This window comes from Sphingomonas sp. ID0503 (assembly GCF_048565625.1).
Classification (GTDB): domain Bacteria; phylum Pseudomonadota; class Alphaproteobacteria; order Sphingomonadales; family Sphingomonadaceae; genus JBLZUR01.
Genome location: NZ_JBLZUR010000002.1, coordinates 2139941 through 2160685, shown reverse-complemented (window position 1 = coordinate 2160685; position 20745 = coordinate 2139941). Strand labels below are relative to the sequence as shown.

22 protein-coding genes are annotated in these 20745 nt (G+C 66.5%); 4 read left to right on the top strand and 18 right to left on the bottom strand.

Annotated features, from left to right (window positions below; genetic code table 11):
• Nucleotides 1-121: 121 nt before the first annotated feature.
• The gene (locus tag ACM608_RS11570; protein WP_419683369.1) at nucleotides 122-505 is read right to left on the bottom strand and encodes a winged helix-turn-helix transcriptional regulator; all 384 of its coding nucleotides are present in this window, start codon (nucleotides 503-505) and stop codon (nucleotides 122-124) included.
• Nucleotides 506-601: 96 nt separating this feature from the next.
• Here ACM608_RS11570 and ACM608_RS11565 point away from each other — a divergent pair, with 96 nt between their 5' ends.
• The gene (locus ACM608_RS11565; RefSeq protein ID WP_419683368.1) at nucleotides 602-1336 is read left to right on the top strand and encodes an SDR family NAD(P)-dependent oxidoreductase; all 735 of its coding nucleotides are present in this window, start codon (nucleotides 602-604) and stop codon (nucleotides 1334-1336) included.
• 273 nt (nucleotides 1337-1609) lie between these two features.
• Here the strand turns inward: ACM608_RS11565 and ACM608_RS11560 are convergent, their stop codons facing one another.
• Nucleotides 1610-1861 carry a hypothetical protein gene (locus ACM608_RS11560; RefSeq protein WP_419683367.1) on the bottom strand — a complete coding sequence of 84 codons (252 nt, stop codon included), beginning with the start codon at nucleotides 1859-1861 and terminating at the stop codon, nucleotides 1610-1612.
• Nucleotides 1858-3540, bottom strand: a complete 1683-nt coding sequence (gene leuA / locus ACM608_RS11555; protein ID WP_419685185.1) for a 2-isopropylmalate synthase — start codon at nucleotides 3538-3540, stop codon at nucleotides 1858-1860. The genes ACM608_RS11560 and leuA overlap by 4 nt, the downstream gene beginning before the upstream one ends.
• 233 nt (nucleotides 3541-3773) lie before the next feature.
• Between leuA and ACM608_RS11550 the strand changes: the two genes are divergently transcribed.
• Entirely contained in the window at nucleotides 3774-4181 is a 408-nt protein-coding gene (locus ACM608_RS11550) for a BLUF domain-containing protein (protein ID WP_419683366.1), read from the top strand.
• A gap of 38 nt (nucleotides 4182-4219) precedes the next feature.
• Here the strand turns inward: ACM608_RS11550 and ACM608_RS11545 are convergent, their stop codons facing one another.
• The 8 genes from ACM608_RS11545 to miaA form a co-directional block, all read right to left on the bottom strand.
• A complete protein-coding gene (locus ACM608_RS11545; protein WP_419683365.1) occupies nucleotides 4220-4834 on the bottom strand; it encodes a YceI family protein in 615 nt (204 codons plus the stop codon).
• Nucleotides 4835-4980: 146 nt separating this feature from the next.
• Complete coding sequence (ilvC, locus tag ACM608_RS11540; protein ID WP_419683364.1) at nucleotides 4981-6000, bottom strand: ketol-acid reductoisomerase; 1020 nt, start codon at nucleotides 5998-6000, stop codon at nucleotides 4981-4983.
• A gap of 101 nt (nucleotides 6001-6101) precedes the next feature.
• Nucleotides 6102-6617 carry an acetolactate synthase small subunit gene (gene ilvN, locus ACM608_RS11535; RefSeq protein ID WP_419683363.1) on the bottom strand — a complete coding sequence of 172 codons (516 nt, stop codon included), beginning with the start codon at nucleotides 6615-6617 and terminating at the stop codon, nucleotides 6102-6104.
• Nucleotides 6618-6621: 4 nt separating this feature from the next.
• Complete coding sequence (locus ACM608_RS11530; RefSeq protein WP_419683362.1) at nucleotides 6622-6975, bottom strand: hypothetical protein; 354 nt, start codon at nucleotides 6973-6975, stop codon at nucleotides 6622-6624.
• Nucleotides 6975-8726, bottom strand: coding sequence for an acetolactate synthase 3 large subunit (locus tag ACM608_RS11525; RefSeq protein ID WP_419683361.1), 1752 nt, complete (start codon nucleotides 8724-8726; stop codon nucleotides 6975-6977). The genes ACM608_RS11530 and ACM608_RS11525 overlap by 1 nt, the downstream gene beginning before the upstream one ends.
• 144 nt (nucleotides 8727-8870) lie before the next feature.
• Nucleotides 8871-9542, bottom strand: coding sequence for a Crp/Fnr family transcriptional regulator (locus ACM608_RS11520; protein WP_419683360.1), 672 nt, complete (start codon nucleotides 9540-9542; stop codon nucleotides 8871-8873).
• Between the two features lie 185 nt (nucleotides 9543-9727).
• Entirely contained in the window at nucleotides 9728-10660 is a 933-nt protein-coding gene (locus ACM608_RS11515) for a choice-of-anchor A family protein (protein WP_419683359.1), read from the bottom strand.
• Between the two features lie 47 nt (nucleotides 10661-10707).
• The gene (gene miaA / locus ACM608_RS11510) at nucleotides 10708-11661 is read right to left on the bottom strand and encodes a tRNA (adenosine(37)-N6)-dimethylallyltransferase MiaA (protein WP_419683358.1); all 954 of its coding nucleotides are present in this window, start codon (nucleotides 11659-11661) and stop codon (nucleotides 10708-10710) included.
• Here miaA and serB point away from each other — a divergent pair.
• Nucleotides 11654-12535 (top strand): phosphoserine phosphatase SerB, encoded by an 882-nt coding sequence (serB, locus tag ACM608_RS11505; protein WP_419683357.1) that lies wholly within the window; start codon nucleotides 11654-11656, stop codon nucleotides 12533-12535. The genes miaA and serB overlap by 8 nt on opposite strands.
• A gap of 512 nt (nucleotides 12536-13047) precedes the next feature.
• Here the strand turns inward: serB and ACM608_RS11500 are convergent.
• Nucleotides 13048-13449 (bottom strand): endonuclease domain-containing protein, encoded by a 402-nt coding sequence (locus tag ACM608_RS11500; protein WP_419683356.1) that lies wholly within the window; start codon nucleotides 13447-13449, stop codon nucleotides 13048-13050.
• Between the two features lie 134 nt (nucleotides 13450-13583).
• Nucleotides 13584-14684, bottom strand: coding sequence for a hypothetical protein (locus tag ACM608_RS11495; protein WP_419685183.1), 1101 nt, complete (start codon nucleotides 14682-14684; stop codon nucleotides 13584-13586).
• Between the two features lie 203 nt (nucleotides 14685-14887).
• Between ACM608_RS11495 and ACM608_RS11490 the strand changes: the two genes are divergently transcribed.
• The gene (locus tag ACM608_RS11490; RefSeq protein ID WP_419683355.1) at nucleotides 14888-15532 is read left to right on the top strand and encodes a PEPxxWA-CTERM sorting domain-containing protein; all 645 of its coding nucleotides are present in this window, start codon (nucleotides 14888-14890) and stop codon (nucleotides 15530-15532) included.
• 291 nt (nucleotides 15533-15823) lie between these two features.
• Here ACM608_RS11490 and phoB read toward each other — a convergent pair whose 3' ends face one another.
• From phoB to pstC, 5 genes are read right to left on the bottom strand one after another with little or no spacing between them, the layout of a single operon-like run.
• The gene (gene phoB, locus ACM608_RS11485) at nucleotides 15824-16522 is read right to left on the bottom strand and encodes a phosphate regulon transcriptional regulator PhoB (protein ID WP_419683354.1); all 699 of its coding nucleotides are present in this window, start codon (nucleotides 16520-16522) and stop codon (nucleotides 15824-15826) included.
• A 1-nt stretch (nucleotide 16523) separates the two neighbouring features.
• On the bottom strand, nucleotides 16524-17228 hold the full coding sequence (gene phoU, locus ACM608_RS11480; protein WP_419683353.1) for a phosphate signaling complex protein PhoU: 705 nt from the start codon (nucleotides 17226-17228) through the stop codon (nucleotides 16524-16526).
• Nucleotides 17229-17245: 17 nt separating this feature from the next.
• Complete coding sequence (pstB, locus tag ACM608_RS11475) at nucleotides 17246-18055, bottom strand: phosphate ABC transporter ATP-binding protein PstB (protein ID WP_419683352.1); 810 nt, start codon at nucleotides 18053-18055, stop codon at nucleotides 17246-17248.
• 8 nt (nucleotides 18056-18063) lie between these two features.
• Nucleotides 18064-19362 (bottom strand): phosphate ABC transporter permease PstA, encoded by a 1299-nt coding sequence (pstA, locus tag ACM608_RS11470; protein WP_419683351.1) that lies wholly within the window; start codon nucleotides 19360-19362, stop codon nucleotides 18064-18066.
• Nucleotides 19355-20740, bottom strand: a complete 1386-nt coding sequence (pstC, locus tag ACM608_RS11465) for a phosphate ABC transporter permease subunit PstC (RefSeq protein WP_419683350.1) — start codon at nucleotides 20738-20740, stop codon at nucleotides 19355-19357. The genes pstA and pstC overlap by 8 nt, the downstream gene beginning before the upstream one ends.
• Between the last annotated feature and the right edge of the window lie 5 nt (nucleotides 20741-20745).

Here is a 20745-nt window from a genome sequence, read left to right as displayed (position 1 = left end):
GACCGCCGAAGGCGGTGGAGGGGTAGGTGCCGCAGGAGCAGGCGGTGGTCCTTGCGGCACCTACCCGTCCGTCAGCCCCCGCTTTCGCGTGGGCTGCCACCTCCCCTCTGGGGGAGGATCGCTATGCCGCGCGCTGATCCATCAGATCGCGGACCTTGGCCATGTTCGTGGTACCCCAGGTGCAGAGCGGAATGAGCGCCTCCGCCAGGCCGCGACCCAGGGGCGTGAGGCTGTAGTCCACGCGGGGCGGGACCTCCTTGTAGTCGCGGCGGATGACGATGCCGTCGGCCTCCAGCTCCTTCAGCTGCTGGATCAGGACCTTGTCGCTGACGCCACGGATCGCGCGCTTGAGGGCGCCGTAGCGATTGGGTTCCTGCGACAGGAAGTAGATGATCAGCGGCTTCCACTTGCCGGCGATGACGCGGAGCGTGGCATCGAGGCCGCAGGTGAAGGCCGCGTCGCAGGCAGCCGAGCGAGTGGGTGAAGGCGACGGGTGTGCGCTCATTTTTGATACTTACCAAAAGGTGCATACTTGTCGATAGGTGGGTGCCGGGCCAGCTTTCCGCAACCAGACAATGGGCAATCGCACATGGAGGTTATCGTGAAGAGACTGGACGGCAAGACGGCGGTGGTGACGGGCGGCGGCACGGGTATCGGCCTCGCCTCGGCCAAGAGGTTCATAGAAGAAGGTGCGTTCGTCTACATCTTCGGTCGGCGGCAGGTGCGGCTGGATGAAGCGCTGGCGGAACTCGGCCCGAACGCGCGTGCGGTGGCCGGATCGGTCGCCGATCCTGCCGACCTCGACCGGCTGTTCGACACGGTGAAGGCGGAGCGGGGCAGCATCGACATCCTCTTCGCCAATGCCGGCACCGGCGCGCTGGTGCCGCTGGGCGAGATCACCGACGAGCATTATGCCGACACCTTCGACGTCAACGTGAAAGGCCTGATCTTCACCGTGCAGAAGGGTCTGAAACTGATGGCAGCGGGCGGATCGATCATCCTGACGGGATCGACCACGGGCGAAGTCGGCACACCGAGCTTCAGCGTCTATAGCGCCAGCAAGGCGGCGGTGCGGAACCTGGCGCGAAGCTGGGCGCAGGATCTGCGGGGCACGGGCATTCGCGTGAACGTGCTGTCGCCGGGGCCAACCCTGACGGAATTGGCGGTGGATGCGATCGGACGCGAAGAGTTCGAGGCCTTCGGCGCGCTTACGCCCCTGGGCCGGCTGGGCGATCCGGCGGAGACGGCGGCGGTGGCGGCGTTCCTGGCCTCCGGCGACAGCAGCTTCATGACCGGCAGCGAGGTGTTCGTGGACGGCGGCCAAGCGCAGGTGTGAGCGCGAGCGGCAGGCGCGGCATCGAGGCCGCACCTGCCACGGCACCGGTCAGGCCGAAGCCCGCGACGGGCATCGTCCAGCAGACCGGTTCCGGCAGGGCGGGCATCAGCGCCCGATCGTCGATCACGCTTCCAATGTAGGAAAATATTTGCGAGCCAAAGGTCGGCTCTTTGATTCGTTTATAATCCGATCTCGCGCGCACGCATGTGGGCGTGCGTGCGCTCGCGCGTTGAGGGAAGACCTTTGCGACTTTCCGGCGCGATCGGCGGCCGGTCAGCCGTTCTCCCGCTCCCAGCGGCGGCGCTCTTCCTTCTCGCGCTTGCGGCGCTCCTTGGCCTCGCGCTCTTCCTGCTTGCGGATCTTGCGGCCCCGGTTGCGGTCGGCCTCGTCCTGGCTGGTCGTGGTCCAGTCCACCACCTGCGATCCGGCGCGCACCGGCGCGGTGACGACGTTCGCCACCGTCCGGACGCAGCCGGCGAGCGCGAGGCCCGCCGCTGCCGCCATGATGAGCGCGGCCGGCCTCATGCCGCCACGCTCCCCAGCCCGTTTGCGGCGCTGAGGAGCGCGCGCACCGAGGCGGTCGCCACGTCGCTGTCGATGCCGACACCGAAGACGGTGCGACCATCCTCCGTCCGCGCCTCGACATAGGCGGCCGCCTGCACGTCGCCGCCGGTGCCGATCGCATGTTCCTGATAATCGGCGATGTCCATCTCGACGCCCAGTTCCTCGCGCAAGGCGGCGAGCACCGAGGAGAGCAGGCCGTTGCCCTTGCCGCCGACCGACCGGACCTGTCCGTCCACCCCGATCCGCCCGGCGAAGCGCCGCTCCGCCCCGCCGCCGGGTGACGCGCTCTCGTGATAGTCGACCAGGGTGAACCGCCCTTCGCCGTCGAGGTGATAGGCCGCCTCGAACGCGCCCCAGATGTCGGCGGCGTTCAGCTCGCGGCTCGTCCGGTCGGCCATCGCCTGCACATGGCGGCTGAAATCGGCCTGCATCCGCTTCGGCAGCTTCAGGCCCTTGTCCTGTTCCAGCACCCAGGCGACGCCGCCTTTGCCCGACTGCGAATTGACGCGGATCACCGCCTCATAGCTGCGGCCGAGATCGGCGGGGTCGATCGGCAGGTAAGGCACGTCCCAGAACTGGTCGTTGCGCTGCGCCTGCGCCGCGAAGCCCTTTTTGATCGCATCCTGATGGCTGCCGGAGAACGCCGTGAACACCAGGTCGCCGGCATAGGCGGTGCGCGGGTGGACCGGGATGTTGGTGCAGTATTCGACCGTCTTCACCACCGCGTCGATGTCCGACAGGTCGAGTTCCGGGTCGACCCCCTGTGTGTACATGTTCAGCGCCACGGTCACGAGGTCGCAGTTCCCCGTCCGCTCGCCATTGCCGAGCAGGCAGCCTTCGACCCGGTCCGCGCCCGCCATCAGGCCCAGCTCCGCCGCCGCGACGCCGGTGCCCCGGTCGTTATGCGTGTGCAGAGAGATGACCACGCTCTCCCGGTCGGAGATGTGGCGGCAGAACCATTCGATCTGGTCGGCGTAGATGTTCGGGGTCGCCGCTTCCACCGTCGCCGGCAGGTTGAGGATCAGCGGCTTCTCCGGCGTCGGGCGCAGCACCTCGATCACCGCCTCGCAGACGTCCAGGCTGAAATCCAGCTCGGCGGTCGAGAAGGTCTCCGGCGAGTATTGGAAGCGCCAGTCGGTCTCCGGGAAGCGCGCCGCCTGTTCGGCCAGCAGCTTCGCGCCCTCGATGGCGATCTGTCGGATCTCCGCCTTGTCCATGCCGAACACGATGCGGCGCCAGGCGGGCGACACGGCATTGTAGACGTGGACGCAGGCGGTCTTCGCCCCCGCCATGCTCTCGAACGTCTTCTCGATCAGGTCGCGGCGGGACTGGGTCAGCCCCTGGATCATCACGCCGTCGGGAATGCGGCCATTGTCGACCAGCCCACGAATGAAGTCGAACTCGGTCGCCCCGGCGGAGGGAAAACCGACCTCGATCTCCTTGACGCCGACCTTGCACAGGAGGTCGAAGAATCGCTGCTTTTTCTCGCTGTCCATCGGGTCGATCAGCGCCTGGTTGCCGTCGCGCATGTCGGTGGACAGCCAGCGTGGCGCCCTCGTGATCGTCCGCGACGGCCATTGCCGGTCGGGCAGGTCGATCTGCGGGAAGGGGCGGTACTTGGTGGAGGGGTCTTTCAGCATCGGCATCGTGATGTTCCAGTCGAAGGCCTTGGCTCTCGGGTGTTTCGAAGAGGCCCTTAGGCGCCGTGACTGTCCGCCCGGAAACCGGGCAAGCCGAACCGCGCGCCTAAGGGCGCGTAAGTCGAAGGAGGAGAACCGCGAAGGAACGACCGTGTGTCACGCGCTCGCCTTTACCTTGTCTCAAGCGTTCGCGTCCAGAGGGTAGGGAAATTCGTTTCGGTGGAGAAAAGTCAGTGTTTCAACTAACTTACATCAGTACCGCGGCCTACGACCTCCCAGCGGATGCGGTGGACGGCATCCTGGCGACCTCCCGCCGGAACAATGCCGAGCGCGGGATCACCGGCCTTCTGGTTCATGACGGCAAGCGCTTCCTCCAGGCGCTCGAGGGGGAGCAGGAGGAGGTGGAGACCACCTTCGACCGCATCGTGGAGGACGGCCGCCACCGCGCCGTGGTCATCCTCTCCCGCCGCCAGGTGGAGGAACGGGAATTCGGCCCCTGGGCGATGGCGTCCGACAGCGCGGTCGCTGCCACGGACCACGATACCATCCCGGAACTGGTGGACGCCCTCACCGCCGAGGTCCCCAACGCGACCGCCCGCGAACGCTTCAGAAGCTTCGCAAGGGTGCGTCACGCGGCATAAAACATCCTCCCCATCAAAGATGGGGAGGATGTGCAGCCTCACTCCTTCTCGAAGGCGCCCGCGATCTTGAGTTCGACCTCGTCGCCCACCATCGGCACGCCGTAACCCAGGCCGAAGTCGCTGCGCTTCACCTTCGCCATGCCCTTGAAGCCGATGTTCAGCTTCTTCGACATCGGGTTCGGCCCGGCACCGTAGAACTCGGCCTCGATCACGACGGGCTTGGTGATCCCCTTGATCGTCAGGTTGCCGGTCACCGTCGCCTTCGTTCCGCTCGCCTTGACCGAGGTGGAGACGAAGGTCGCCTGGGGGAACTTCGCCACGTCGAAGAAGTCGGTGCCGGACAGGTGCTTCAGGAACGGCGCGGAGGTGACGGTCAGGCCGGTCAGCGGGAAGGTCAGCGACAGCTTCGCCGCCGCCGGGTTCTTCGGGTCGAGCGTCAGGCTGCCCGCGGGATCGCCGAACGCGCCCCAGAGCGGGCTGACCCCCATATGGTCGACCTTCCAGATCACCTGCGTGTGATGCGGGTCGACCTTGTAAGTCCCGGCCTCGACACGCGCCGGATCCGCCTTGCCGGGCGCCTCCGTCGGCATCTGGGCGAGAGCGGGGAGGGGGCTGGCGATTGCAATGCCAAGAGCGAGGAAGGCTGCGCGCATCAGGATCGTCTCCTTGTTGACGGACGGCGGACCTTCGATCGGTCACACCTCTCCGTCTACACGCATAGCATCGAAGGGGCTGTTCGAGGGAATTGAAAAGAGGTGGTCGTCGCCCCGGATCGGCTCCGAGGCGACGACAACGGAGCCTAGTTCTTCGCCTTGTCCACCAGCTTGTTCTTGGCGATCCATGGCATCATCGCGCGGAGTTCGCCGCCGACCTGCTCGATCTGGTGCGCGGCCGCCGCTTTCCGGGCTGCCTTCAGCTCGGGCTGGCCGGCGCGGTTGTCGAGGACGAAGTTCTTGACGAAGCGACCCGACTGGATGTCGGCGAGCACGCGCTTCATCTCCTTCTTGGTCTCTTCGGTGATGATGCGCGGCCCGATGGTGATGTCGCCATATTCGGCGGTGTTGCTGATCGAGTAGCGCATATTGGCGATGCCGCCCTCATACAGCAGATCGACGATCAACTTGGTCTCGTGCAGGCACTCGAAATAGGCCATTTCCGGCGCATAGCCGGCCTCGACCAGTGTCTCGAAGCCCGCCTGGATCAGGTGGGTCACGCCGCCGCAGAGCACGACCTGCTCGCCGAACAGGTCGGTCTCGCACTCTTCCTTGAAGGTCGTCTCGATCACGCCCGAACGGCCGCCGCCGACCGCGCTGGCATAGGAAAGGGCGACGTCATGCGCGTTGCCGGACGCGTCCTGTGCGATGGCGATCAGGCAGGGAACGCCGCCGCCGCGCTGGTACTCGGAGCGTACGGTGTGGCCCGGCCCCTTCGGCGCGATCATGAACACGTCCAGGTCGGCCCGCGGCTCGATCAGGCCGAAATGCACGTTCAGGCCGTGAGCGAAGGCGAGGGCGGCCCCCTGCTTGAGGTTGGGCGCGAGGTCGTCGTTGTAGATCGCTGCCTGATGCTCGTCGGGCGCCAGGATCATGATGATGTCGGCCCATTTCGCCGCCTCGGCATTCGACAGCACCTTGAAGCCGGCGTCCTCGGCCTTCTTCGCGGTGGCGGAGCCGGAGCGGAGCGCGATCGCAACCTCCGCCACACCGCTGTCGCGCAGGTTCTGGGCATGGGCGTGGCCCTGGCTGCCATAGCCGATGATGGCGATCTTCTTGGTCTTGATCAGGCCGATATCGGCGTCACGATCGTAATAAACGCGCATTGATCTTCCTTTCGAACTTTCCGTCATGTCAGCGAAGGCTGGCATCGCTCAAAGTCGGAGCGACTCCGATCTTCGCTGGGGTGACGAGACTTGGTGGAAACTCAGACCGCCTCATGCCCCCGGGCGATGGCGGCGACTCCGGTGCGGGCGATCTCGACGAGGCCGACTTCGCGCATCAGTTCGATAAACTTGTCGATCTTCTCGGTGCCGCCGGTCACCTCGAAGACGAAGCTGCCGATGGTCGCATCGACCACGCGGGCGCGGTAGACCTCGGCGAGGCGCAGCGCCTCGATGCGGTGATCGCCGGTGCCGGCGACCTTCACCAACGCCAGTTCCCGCTCGACATGCGGGCCGAGCGCGGTCAGGTCGATGACCTTGTGAACGGGCACCAGCCGGTCGAGCTGCGCCACCACCTGCTCGATCACCTGCGGCGTGCCGTTGGTGACGATGGTGATGCGGCTGATCGACTCGTCAGCCGTCACGTCGGCGACCGTCAGGCTCTCGATATTGTACCCGCGTGCCGAAAACATGCCGGCTATACGGGCAAGGATGCCGGGCTCGTTCTCGACCGTGACCGAGAGCGTGTGCCGCTCGGTCGCCTGCTGCTTGATCTGCATGAAACTACTGCCTGGAAGAGGGTTGATCGGCGAAGCCTTGCGCCACCAGCCCCACCAGGGGTGACGGGCGATCGTCGTCGCGCGGCCTTTCGGGATCGTGCGGCACGATGTTCACGGTCAGGTTGACCAACGGGTTGTCCATCACCGCCCAGAAATCCTCGCCGACATAGCGGGGCGAGATCTGTACCGCCCCGAACGCCTCTTTGGCGATTGTGATCGGCTTGTCGAGATGGACGAGCCAGTCGGGCTTGTCGAGGAAGCGGTGATCGGCCGTCCAGCCGGTCAGATCCGCGCTCTCGTTCTCCCGCTCGAACGTCCAGGGCTCACTGACATGGATGCGCAACGCCAGCCGCGCCATCAGACGAGCGCCTTCGCCTCATCATCCATCTCGCCGGAGACCTCGTTCGCCTGCAGGATCATGTCGGTATGGGCGGCACCGCTCGGGATCATCGGGAAGCAATTGGCGAGCTTCGTCACGCGACAGTCGACCATCACCGGCCCGTCATGAGCCAGCATGGCGGCAATTCCGTCCTCCAGCTCGCCCGCAGTCTCGATGCGGATGCCCTTCCAGCCATAGGCCTCCGCCAGTTTCACGAAATCGGGCAGGGCGTCCGAATAGCTTTCCGCATAGCGGCTGGCATAGGTCAGTTCCTGCCACTGGCGGACCATGCCCATATACTCGTTGTTGAGGATGAAGATCTTGACCGGCAGGCGGTACTGCACCGCCGTTCCCAGCTCCTGGATGTTCATCTGGATCGAGGCCTCGCCCGCGATGTCGATGACCAGTTCGTCGGGGAACGCCAGCTGCGCGCCGATCGCGGCGGGCAGGCCGTAGCCCATCGTGCCGAGACCGCCCGACGTCAGCCACTTGTTCGGCGCTTCAAAGCCGAAATGCTGGGCCGCCCACATCTGGTGCTGCCCCACCTCGGTCGAGATGATTGGCGCGCGATGCTTCGTTGCCTCGTACAGCGCCTTGATCGCGTGCTGCGGCATGATCTCGCTGCCCGCCTGCGTGAAGGCGAGGCAGTCGACCGCGCGCCAGCCGTCGATCCGCGCCCACCATTCCTGCAGGTTCTGCTTGCCGTAGCCGCGCGCCTTCCACAGCGCGATGATGTCCTCGATGGCGGAGCCGACATCGGCGACGATGCCGAGGTCAGCGCGAACGGTCTTGTTGATCGAGGAGCGGTCGATATCGACGTGGATCTTCTTCGACTTCGGGCTGAAGGCGTCGAGCCGCCCCGTCACGCGATCGTCGAAGCGGCTGCCGAGCGCGAGGATCAGGTCCGCGCCGTGCATGGCGTGGTTCGCCTCATAGGTGCCGTGCATGCCGAGCATGCCGAGCCATTGCGGGCCGGAGGCGGGGTAGGCGCCGAGACCCATCAGCGTCGAGGTGACCGGCGCGCCGGTCAGCGCCGCCAGTTCCCGCAACGCCGCCGTCGCGTGAGGGCCGGAGTTGATGATGCCGCCGCCGGTGTAGAGGATCGGTCGCTCCGCCGCCGCCAGCATCTCGACCGCGGCCTCGATCAGCTTAGGGTCGGCCTTGGTCTGCGGCTGGTAGCTCTTGTGCCTGATCTCGGTAGGCTTGCCCGTGTAGCGTGCCTTTGCGACCTGCACGTCCTTGGGCAGGTTGATGACAACGGGCCCGGGCCGACCTGAGGTCGCGATGTGGAACGCCTCGTGGACGATGTCGCCGAGCTTTGCGGGGTCCTTCACCAGGTAATTGTGCTTCGAACAATGCCGCGTGATGCCGACCGTGTCGCATTCCTGGAACGCGTCGCTGCCGATCAGGTTGGTGGGGACCTGTCCCGTCAGGATAACGAGCGGGATCGAGTCCATCATCGCGTCGGCGATGCCGGTAACGACGTTGGTGGCACCGGGGCCGGAGGTGACAAGGATGACGCCCGGCTTGCCCGTGGCGCGGGCATAGCCCTCCGCCGCATGGGCAGCGCCACCCTCCTGCCGGACGAGGATGTGGCGGATCGCCTTGGAGCGGAAGATCGCATCGTAGATCGGCAGCACCGCCCCGCCGGGATAGCCGAACACGACCTCGACCCCGCAATCAACCAGGGCCTGAACCAGGATTTCCGCGCCGCTCGTCTCGCTCTGCATCATCTTCGTCCTTGATGAGGCGGCGGCCTTACCGAGCGACGTTGCTGGAGTCAACGACAAGATCGTACTTAAATAACAACAAATGATAGCTCGCAAAAACATTATTCCGCGTCAGGCCGATCGAGAATTATTTTGTGACGATCTTCAGTCGAGTACCAGCCGGCCCCGTTCAGCGAGCCGAGCGATGTCGCGGATCACGACCTCGCCCCGTCTGCCGCCGACGATCTGGTCGTGTCGCCAGCGGGTGATGATCCGGCTGATCGTCGGCACGGTGGTGCGCACCATCTCCGCCAGATCGGCTTGTCCGACCGCCACCGCGATGGACAACTCCTCGGTGTGCCGTCCGAACTTCCCCGCGAGGCGGAGCAGGGCGCGGGCCAGCCGTTCCTCGACCGAGAGGGAGACCGTTTCGTCGAGCAGTTCGATCAATTCGTCGGAGCGGCGGGAGACGAACTGAAGGAATTGGGCGGAGATAGCGCGATCCTGGACCAGCGCCTGCCGGACCACCCGCGCGTTCCAGCCGAGAGCGGTGACCGCAGTTGCGGCGACGGCGGAGATGCGGTGCGGCTTGTCCTGCACGACCGCGATGCTGCCGATGACCTCCCCCGCGCCGACCACGATGAGGGTGTGGGCATCGCCGGCTTCGGTGAGACGGGTGACCTTCACCCGCCCGGTTTCGATCATCATCAGTTCGTGGGCGGGGCAACCCTGATCGTAGAGCGTCTCCCCCCGCGCGAAGCGGCGGCGTACGCACACACCCCCGAGCAATGCCGAGGTCTCTGGCGAGACATCACCGAAGGGCGTCGCATCTGGCATCGCGTTCCTGAAGGCTACCGCGTCCTAGCCGATACGCAACGAAGACGACCCAAGTTGCCATTCGACAAGGACGGCCGGCATCTCCCTCCTATAACACGCCGCGAGCGTAACCGCTCCATCGTATGTAGCTTGGCGTAACCGGGGGGCCGGCGCGCGCCGCCGGTCCTTCCTTTCCATTCAGCCGATCAGGCCGTCCGCAGCGCGGACCGGCGCCGCCTGAGCGCGCCGCCGAGCAAGCCGAAGCCGGCGATCATCTGCGCCCAGGTAGACGCCTCCGGGATCGCGCCTGCTCCCGGGGGCGTCGGCGTGGCGGGCGCGTAGTTCAGCAGCGTGCCGCTATAGAGTTTGTAGTTGATCTGCGTCGGACCGTTGAAGCTGCCGACGATCATCTGGCCGTCCACATTGCCATAGCCGCCATTATAAGCCGCCTTGGTGGCGAGGACGCTGCCCTGGACGCCGATGCCGCTGAACGACAGGCTGGTCGCGTCATGGAAGTTGTAGAGGATCTTGCTGGCATCGACGCCGACGAGATCGAAGCCGGCGTACTGCATCGCCGCATTGGCGCCGCTGATGTTGAACAGGACCTGCGAGCCGTTCTTCACGTTGACGTGGAAGGTATTGCTGTTCCGCATCTGATCGGCGGTGACGGTGAAGACGTTCAGCGTGTCGCTGGTGCCGGTGAAGAAAAGCTGGCCCCACTTGTATTCGGTGCTGCCGTTGGCGCTGTAGCCCTTCAGCGTGGTCGAAAGGTTGGACAGGCGGGTGGATTCGGCAGCGAAGTCGACGGGCAGGGTCGTGGCGTTCGCCGTCTTGCTGCCGCCGAAGCCGTAGCTCCAGGTGTTGATCGAGCCGCCCGCGACGACGTTGCCGCTGGTCGATCCGCCGATCGCGGTGAAGTTCCTGCCGACGACCAGGTTGTCGCCGGCCGGCGCCTTCAGCCCGACGCTGTAGCCTCCGAGATTGGCGTTGCCCCGGACGGCGACACGGCCCTCCACGTCGCTGCCGCTCGCGGTCATGTCGCCGAGGACGAAGAGATTGTAGTCGAAGGTCGTGGCGGCACGCGCCGCGCCCGCGGTCAGCGCAAGAGCGATCGTGAACGTGAGAGAAGCTGCCTTCATCGCCGTATCCTCAAAGAACGGCAGGTATTTACGTTGCGGATCGGAAACTAACCGTGGCCAGAGATGGTTAGAGGGTTCTGAAAGAACGCGGTTAACGCTTCTTCGATGTCCTCGTATCTCGGCCATGCCGCGTTGAACTGGTGGCGGGACCAGGTCACCTGTCGCTTGGCATATTTCCTCGTTTCGGCCCTGATCTGATCGGCGGCTTCCGAGAGGGTGAGCGTGCCGTCGAGATGGGCCATGATCGGCCGTACGCCGATGGCGCGCATGACAGGAAGTGCGGGGTCGAGGTGGCGGGCGCGGAGTTGCGCGACCTCCTCCACTGCGCCTGTTTCGATCATCTGGCCGACGCGGGCGTCGCAGCGGGCGTAGAGCAGGTCGCGGGGAGGGGTGATGACGATCGGGCGGAGGTCGATCTGCCCGCCGATGCCGCCGCCGCGGTCCGCCTGCCAGGCGGCGAGGGTGCGGCCCGTCGCGCGCACGACCTCCAGCGCGCGCTGTGTGCGGGTGGTGTCGTTGGGGTTGAGCCGTGCCGCCGCCTCCGGGTCCGCCGCCTCCAGCAGGGCTCGCGCCTCTGGCAGGGGCAAGGCACGGACGAAGGCGCGGATATCAGGGTCGATGTCCGGTATGGGCGCGATACCGTCGAGCAGGGTGCGGATATAGAGGCCCGTGCCGCCGACGAGGATCGGCAGGCGCCCCGCCGCCGTCACCTGCGCGACGACCGCCCTGGCCTCTTCCGCCCAGTCCGCCGCCGAGCAGGCGGTGGCGCCGTCGACATGGCCGAACAGGCGGTGCTCGGCGCGAGCCTCTTCCTCGGGCGCGGGGCGGGCGGTGAGGATGCGGAGGTCGGCATAGACCTGGCTGGCATCGGCATTGACGATCACGCCGCCGGTCCGCTCGGCGATCGCCAGCGCCAGCGCCGACTTGCCCGATGCGGTCGGCCCGGCAATAAGCGCGACCGCCGGTTTCTCTGGCGATTTCGAGGGGGTTCCTGTGTTCATCGCCACGCTGATAGCAGCCGATCGGCTCAACCCGTCCGACATTTCGGCGGCGCTCGATGCGTTGTCGGACGCGGGGCTGTCCGCCACGGTACGCGATGTCGAGGCGGGAAAGGCGAGCGACCTCTGCTTCGACGGTCACGCCGTCGTGGCGCGGGCGGCGCTGGAGCCGCTGAATGCCGGCATCGACGTTGTCGTGCAGCGTGAGGCGGATCGCGCCAAGCGCCTGCTGGTCGCCGACATGGATTCCACCATGATCACCGTCGAGTGCATCGACGAGCTGGCCGACTACGCCGGCATCAAGGCGGAGATCGCCGAGGTGACCGAGCGGGCGATGCGCGGCGAGCTGGATTTCGAGGCGGCGCTGGATGCGCGGGTCGCGCTGCTGAAGGGGCTGGAGGAGGGCGCGATCGACCGCTGTTTGAAGGAGCGGGTGCGGATCATGCCGGGTGCCAAGGCCCTGGTGCGGACGGTGAAGGCGCGGGGTGGACGCTGCGTGCTGGTGTCGGGCGGGTTCACCGTCTTCGCAGACAAGGTCGCGGCCGAGATCGGGTTCGACCGGGCGCTGTCCAACACGCTGGGGATCGCAGGTGGCACGCTGACCGGCACGGTGGCGCGGCCGATCGTCGGGGCCGAGACCAAGCGGCAGGTGCTGCTGGAGGAGATGGCGAGGGGCGCGGTGCCGCGCGCCGCTACGATTGCGATCGGCGACGGGGCAAACGACATCCCGATGATCCGCGAGGCGGGGCTGGGCGTGGCCTATCATGCCAAGCCGAAGACGGCCGAGGCGGCGGCGGCGCGGATCGACGCGGGGGATTTGTCGGTGCTGTTGTACGCGATGGGGGTTCCGAAGGCGGAGTGGGCGGCTGAGGCCTGATTGCAGAAATGTAAAGTTGCGGAAGTTGCGGCTGGTGAAGGGTGGCGACCTCTTTCCATCCTCCCCCGCCAGGGGGAGGTGGCGCCGAAGGCGTCGGAGGGGGAGGACGGCGGTGCCCTCTCCATACGAAGGAAGCCCCATCCTCCCCCTCCGTCAGGCTGCGCCTGCCACCTCCCCCTTGCGGGGGAGGATGATCGCAGACCGCTAAGTTGCGTAAGTTGCGGCTCGCAGCGGGTCCGCGCGCGGCATAAGTTGCGGCTGCCTGGCCATGCACATGCAGAGTCGTTAAGTTGCGATGGTGTCGCGGCCGCACGATGTCCTCCGATCAGGGGACCGGCCATGTATCGCAGGCGGAGGGGTGTAGGACAGCGCGAACTGTCTCGCCGTCATCTGACGAAAGTCAGGGTCCATTCGGCGCTACGCTTCGATCTACAAGCGAGCGCGACTGGATCCCGAGTCAAGTCTTGGATGACGGGAGTGCGCGCGGCGCAATCGCCCAGTTGCGGACGCTTCTATTCCTCCCCCGGAGGGGGAGGGGGACCGCCGAAGGCGGTGGAGGGGTAGTCTCCACGAGCGACGCGCACGATGTGAAGCACGCAGGTATCAACATCCCGCAGCACGTGGGATGCAGGAATACGAAGGACGCGAACGGACTGTGATCGCAACCACGCATCGCGCTCCTTGTCTCGGGTGGGCTGATCGCCCCGGCCATGCGCCTCGCCATCCACTTCGACGCACAGGCGAACGGTTGGGCAGTAGAAATCCAGAACATAGCGTCCTGCCGGATGCTGACGCCGGAACCGCAAAGCGGCCGGTCGTCCACGCAATGCCTGCCACAAAAGAACCTCTGGCAAGGTCATGGTGCGGCGGAGCACCGCTGCACGCTTTTGCGTGATCTTCGGACCGTGCAGCATGCGGCGCGCTACCCCTCCACCACCGCCTGCGGCGGCGGTCCCCCTCCCCTTCCAGGGGAGGATCAGAGCAGCACAAGAGCTGTTATGCAACGTCCGGAATCTACCACTTCCACCCGTTCCGTCAGCACGAGAACTTACGCCGGCCGCACCACCAGTGGCCGATCCAACGCCGGCAGTCGCGCCTGCAAATCGGCCGGAAGCCGCCCCACCACCACCCGCCGCAGCGAGGTCCAGAAGGCGGAGAGCATGAGGAGGCCGGAGCCGATGAGGAGGGCGGTGAGGGCGACGTTGAGGCCGACCGCGCCGAAGCGTTCGAAGAGGCTGCTGAGCGCGTAGAGGACATAGGCGAGCGAGGAGACGAGGAGGGCGCGGCGGTCGATCGCCAAAGCGACAAGGCCGAAGAAGACGTAGAGGGCGATCACCATCACCGCCACGCCGCCGCCGAGGTCGCCGCTGGTGACGCCAAGCGTCCAGAACACCGGATGGGCAATCATCGGGGCAGCGGCGAGGTGGAGCCAGAAGGCGACGTCGGAGCGGCGCGTCTGCCGCTCGCGATCCGACATGTCCCAGCGCATGGCGAAAGCGAAGATGCCGAGGCCGGCGATCAGGAGCAGCCAGCGCAACCCAGCCACCGCGCTCGGCACGGCGGCGGTCAGCAGGCCGACGGCGACGCCGACCACTGCCACCGTCAGCGCCGCTACCGTGATCGGCACGCGATACTGCCGCCAATGGGCGAGCGCCGCCAGGGCCGCCGCGACCCCGGCGCTGGCCGAGACGAGACCCATCACCCGATCGCTGGGATTGTCGAGGAAGAGGGCGGCGAGACCGAAGACCAATGCGGTGACGCCGCCGACGAAGGTCAGCATCAGCAGGATCGAGGGGAGCGCCATGCGCCGCCTGGCGGTGAAATAAGATGCGAGCAGCCAGCTGGCGACCGCCACGCCCGCGCCGCCGAACAGGAGGGTGCCTGCGAAGACCAGCTGTGTGGCACCCTGGCTATCGCCGTAGAACGCGCCGTTCGCGATCACGCTGCCGATCCAAGCCACTGCGACGAGGAACAGGATCGTGGCGATCGACACGAAGATGTCGTTGAAACCGGTGAGCAGGCGAAAGCTTTCCTCATCCACCATCGGCGTCGCCCGGCCGCTGGCGACATGATCGCGGAAGGCCTGCGCCGCCGCCGGAGTGAGCGCGCCCGCCTCCACCGCGCTGTCGATATCGCTCTCGCTATACATGCCGGCCAAGTCCTCTCCCCGACGGGATAGCACAGGTGTATTGTTTGAGCAATACACGAGCATCTGTGCCAGACCGAAACAGAATCACCGAAACGCCAGTTTCTTAACCAATCTTAGAACGTTACCGAATCATTAAAGATCATTACGCCTGCCTTACCGGTGTTCGTAAATCCAGACGGCGCATCGGAACGGGAGGAACAATCGTGCGTAATCTGACCCTGATCGCGACCGGCCTGGCCGGCGCCCTCGTTTCGTCGTCGCCGGCGTTCGCGGCGACTCTTTTCCAGTTCGACGCGGCGGCATCGAGCATCTCGGTCGTCGAGAACGGGCGCATCTGCGCGCCGTCCGCCGGTTGTGCGCTTTCGGCCAGCCTGCTGCTGCCGTTCGCCGATCTTTCGATCGACGAGGGTGCGAGCAAGACCTTCGACTTCGCCGAGTTCAACGTCTCCGCCGGCTTCGGCAGCGACCTGAACGCGCGGATCGATGCGGTCCTCGCCTTCACCAGCCCGATCGTCGACGCGGCGTCCTCGGGTGCCACGGCATCGTACCTGCGCCTCGGCGGCTTCTTCACGCCCGGCGTGGTCAAGGGCGCGGTGGTCTGGGACAACCCCGTGCAGTCGCTGACGGCGGCGGACGGCACCAAGTTCAACGTCACCTTCTCGAACCTGGCGGGCGTCACCTTCGGCAGCAACGCGATCGCCAAGGTGACCATCGGCGTCCAGAAGGCCGGCAACGCGGTCACGCCGGCGGTGCCGGAGCCGGCGAGCTGGGCGATGATGATCGCCGGCTTCGGCCTGGTCGGCGGGGCGAGCCGCGTTTCGCGTCGTCGCGTGGTGCTGGCGGCGTAAGCTTCGTTCCGTTTGGGTTGAGCTTGTCGGGGAGCCGGTGCCGGCGCTTCGACAGGCTCAGCGCGAACGGGGTGCATGTGTGTGGGGCTGTGGTCGGCATTGTCTTGCCGCCCGCCACCCGACACCGCGGCTTATAATCTCCTACGCCGATCGCCCTGAGCTTGTCGAAGGGCTGGAGATGACCGTCTCACTCGCGCTTCGACAGGCTCAGCGCGAACGGCTTGGGGAGAGGCGGAACGGGCGGGGGAGGCTGTGCGGCGCGGGACGGTGTCCTGAAAGGGGCGCTCGCGCCTACGCTACCGCCTCGCTGTCCAAAGCATAGCCCGCCGAGCGGACCGTGCGGATGATGTCGGGCGCGTCGCCGACGTTGATCGCCTTGCGGAGGCGGCGGATGTGGACGTCGACGGTGCGTGCCTCGATGTCGCTGTCGCGGCCCCAGACGCTGTCGAGCAGGCGCTCGCGGCTGAACACGCGGCCGGGATGTTCCAGGAAGTGGCGGAGCAGGCGGAACTCGGTCGGGCCGAGCGCCAAGGTCGCGCCGTCGCGCTTCACCTTATGGGCGACGGTGTCCATTTCGATTCCGCCATATTCCAGACGCTCACCCGCGAGCGCGGGGCGGACGCGGCGGAGGACAGCCGAGACGCGGGCGACCAGTTCGCGCGGGGAAAATGGCTTGGTGACGTAATCGTCGGCGCCGGTTTCGAGACCGCGGATGCGATCCTCCTCCTCGCCGCGCGCGGTGAGCATGATGATCGGCACGTTCTGCGTATCGGGCATCTTGCGCAGACGGCGGCACACCTCAATGCCGGAGACGCCGCCCTCGATCATCCAGTCGAGCAGGACGAGATCGGGCGTCTCTTCCCGCGCGAGTAGGAGGGCCTCTTCGCCATCGGCGGTGCGCGAGACCTCGAAATCCTCACGCTGGAAATTGTAGATCAAGAGTTCGGCCAGCGCGTCGTCATCCTCGACCAGCAGCAATCGTGCGCCCATGTCAGTCCTCCGCGGTCAGCATGTCCTGGCCGCGCTGGCGGTCCGCCATGTGGCGGCCGGTGGCGGCGAAATAGACGGTCTCGGCGATGTTGGTGGCGTGGTCGCCGATCCGTTCCAGGTTCTTGGCGATGAACAGGAGGTGCGTCGCCTCGCTGATCGTCTGCGGGTTCTCCATCATGTGGGTGAGGAGGGCGCGGAACAGCGAATTGTAGAAATCGTCGACCTGCTTGTCCTGCGCGCAGATGCGCACCGCCGCCTGCGCATCGCGCGCGGCGAAGGCGTCGAGCGCGCCCTTGACCATGTCGAGCGTGGCACGCGCCATGGCAGGGAGGATCGACAGCGGCTCCATGTTGCGGACGCCGGAGAGGAGGGGGACACGCTTGGCGATGTTCTTGCCGTAGTCGCCGATGCGCTCGATCACGCCGGAGATCTTCATTGCGCCGAGCACGTCGCGGAGGTCGTCGGCCATCGGGGCGCGCAGCGCGATCAGACGGACGCAGAGCCGCTCGATCTCGGCCTCGATATCGTCGATGCGCTTGTCGCCATCGACGACGCGGGCGGCGAGATCGAGGTCGCGGCGGGTGAGCGCGGTGATCGAGTCGGAAATCGCCGCCTCCGCGCGTCCGCCCATCTCCGCGACCAAAGCGCGGAGTTCCTTGAGGTCGTCGTCGAAAGCCTTGACGGTGTGGGAGGTGGTGGTCGCCATCTGCGGTATCTCTCTCCTCAGCCGTAGCGGCCGGTGATGTAGTCCTTGGTCCGCGTTTCCCGCGGATTCGTGAAGATCTCGGACGTGTCGCCGTATTCGACGAGGGTGCCGAGATGGAAGAAGGCGGTGCGCTGGGAGACGCGGGCCGCCTGCTGCATGTTGTGGGTGACGATCACGATGGCGTAGCGGCCGCGCAATTCGTGGATCAGCTCCTCGATCTTGGCGGTGGCGATCGGGTCTAGCGCGGAGCAGGGCTCGTCCATCAGGATAACCTCGGGATCGACGGCGATGGCGCGGGCGATGCACAGGCGCTGCTGCTGACCACCCGAGAGCGCGGTGCCGCTGTCGGAGAGGCGGTCCTTCACCTCCTCCCAGAGGCCGGCGCGCTTCAGCGACTTCTCGACGATGCCGTCCATATCGCTCTTGGCATGGGCGAGGCCGTGGATGCGCGGACCGTAGGCGACGTTCTCGTAGATCGACTTGGGGAAGGGGTTGGGCTTCTGGAACACCATGCCGACGCGGGCGCGCAGCTGCACCACGTCCATGCCGGACGCGTAGATGTCGTCGCCGTCCAGCGTGATGACGCCTTCGACGCGCGCGGAGGAGACCGTGTCGTTCATGCGGTTGAGCGTGCGCAGGAAGGTCGACTTGCCGCAGCCCGACGGGCCGATGAAGGCGGTGACGTTCTCCTGGCTGACGTCGATCGAGACGTTCTTGATCGCCTGCTTCTCACCATAGAAGACATTGACGCCGCGCGCCGCCATCTTCGTCGTCTCCGTCGAGGCGGCGTCCTGGGTGCCGGCGATGTCGTTCAGCGTGTCAGTCATCGGTTTCGTCACCAGCGTCGTTCGAACTTGTTGCGGAGATAGATGGCGAGGCCGTTCATCGCGAGGAGGAAGGCGAGCAGCACGATGATCGCGGCCGAGGTCTTCTCCACGAAGCCGCGGCTGACCTCGTCCGACCAGAGAAAGATCTGCACCGGTAGCACCGTCGCCGGCTCGGTGAGGCCGGCGGGCGGGGCGGAGATGAAGGCGCGCATGCCGATCATCAGCAGGGGCGCGGTCTCACCGAGCGCGCGGGCCATGCCGATGATCGTACCGGTCAGGATGCCGGGCAAAGCGAGCGGCAGGACGTGATGGAAGACGACCTGCACCGGCGAGGCGCCGATGCCGAGCGCTGCGTCGCGGATTGACGGCGGCACGGCCTTGATCGCGTTGCGCCCGGCGATGACGATGACGGGCATGGTCATGAGCGCGAGCGTCAGACCGCCGACGATCGGAGCGGAGCGCGGCATCCCCATCGTGTTCAGGAACACGGCAAGGCCGAGCAGGCCGAAGATGATCGAGGGCACGGCGGCGAGGTTGTTGATCGACACCTCGATGATGTCGGTCCAGCGGTTCCGGGGCGCATATTCCTCAAGGTAGAGGGCCGAGAGCACGCCGATTGGGAAGGCGAGGATCAGGGTGACGGCCATCGTCAGGATCGAGCCCTTGAGCGCGCCCCAGATGCCGACCACCGTCGGATCGGTCGAATCCGCCTTGGTGAGGAAACCGGGGTTGAAGCCGGTTTTCACCGCGCCCTCGGCCTTGAGGCGGTCGTAGCGCGCCTTCGCATCGGCGCTGCCCTTGCCCTTGGCGGCGAGATCGATGCCGGTGGCGGCGGGGACCCAGATCTCGGTCTTCTTCGAGAGGATCGAGGGGTCGGCCTTGATCGCGTCGCGCACCGTCAGCCAGGCACCGTCGGACAGCAGCCGCGCGCCGCCCTTGCCGAAGCGGGCGTCCGCCGCCTTCGCCGCGAGGCCCTCCAGATCGGCGGTGGCGAGGGTCTGGTCGGCATTGGTCTTCAGCGCGGCGGGATCGATGATCAGCGTGGAGGTGGGGATATCGATCGGCAGCTTCAGCTCGGTCTGGGTGAAGCCGCGCGCGCCGTTGCTGATCATCGTGACCAGCAGGAAGGCGAGGAACGCGACCGACAGCAGCACCGCGCCGAGGCCGAGCAGGCGAAAGCGCCGCTCCGCCGCGTAACGGCGGCGGATGCGCTTCTGCATCACGTCGGTCTTCCAGTCGGTCGGCACCCGTTCCGCCACCAGGCGGTCGCGCGCGGGGGAACCCGCGGCAAGGGCGGTGCTATTCATACGCTTCCCGATACTTCTTCACCACGCGGAGCGCGACGATGTTGAGGAGCAGGGTGACCACGAAGAGGACGAGGCCGAGGGCGAAGGCGGCGAGCGTCTTCGGGCTGTCGAACTCCTGATCGCCGGTCAGCAGCTGCACGATCTGGGTGGTGACGGTGGTCACGCTGGCGAAGGGATTGGCGGTGAGGTTGGCGGCGAGGCCGGCGGCCATGACCACGATCATCGTCTCGCCGATCGCGCGGCTGACAGCCAGGAGCACGCCGCCGACCACGCCGGGAAGCGCGGCGGGGACCAGGACGCGCTTGATCGTCTCCGACGTGGTGGCACCCATCGCCAGGCTGCCGTCGCGCATCGCCTGCGGCACGGCGGCGATGGAATTGTCTGCCATTGAGGAGACGAACGGGATGATCATGATGCCCATGACGAGACCGGCGGCGAGCGCGCTTTCTGACGAGGCGCTGGTGATGCCGATCGACACCGCCGCCTGCCGGATCAAGGGCGCGAGGGTCAGCGCGGCGAAATAGCCGTAGACGACGGTCGGCACGCCTGCGAGCATCTCCAGCGTCGGTTTCAGCCATTTGCGGACGCTCGGGCGGGCGTATTGGGTGAGATAGATCGCGGTCATCAGGCCGAGCGGAATGGCCACCGCCATGGCGATGATCGCGCCGATGAAGATCGTGCCCCAGAACAGCGGCACCGCGCCGAAGGCACCGGACGATCCGACCTGATCGGCGCGGATCGCGGTCTGCGGGCTCCAGGTCGTGCCGAACAGGAATTCGATCGGGGAGACCTGGGAGAAGAAGCGCAACGATTCGAACAGCAGCGAGGCGACGATGCCCGCCGTCGTCAGGATTGCGATCAGCGAGGCGAGCAGCAGCCCGCCCATCACCATGCGCTCGACCTTGGTGCGCGCGCGGAAGGCATGGCTAAGGCGCGAATAGGCGAAGACCCCGCCAGCAAGCGCCAGGATTGCCGCAAGCACATAGCCGATCAGCGCGTAACGATGCGCCGCCGCCTGGTACACCGGCAACAGCGTGTCGGAGAGCGGGTTGAACGCGGCGGTGATCGTGCCGCTAGCGAGGCCGGTCACCTCGCTGACGATCGCCTGCCGCTCCATCGGCTCGGCCGGAAGTGCCTGTGCCTCGGGGCTGGCCAGCATCGTATCGACGGCGAGCGAGGGCCCAAGCTGCGTCCAGACCGCGACGAAGATCAGCGCGGGGATCGCCGCCCAGAGTGCCACATAGAGGCCGTGATGCACCGGCAGCGAGTGGGGCCGCGCGCCGGGGCCGCGGGCGAACGCCAGCGCACGGACCCGGCCGGCGACGAAGCCCGCCGCGCCGAGCCCGACGACCATGATCAAGAGTGCGAGGAAGGACATTCGCC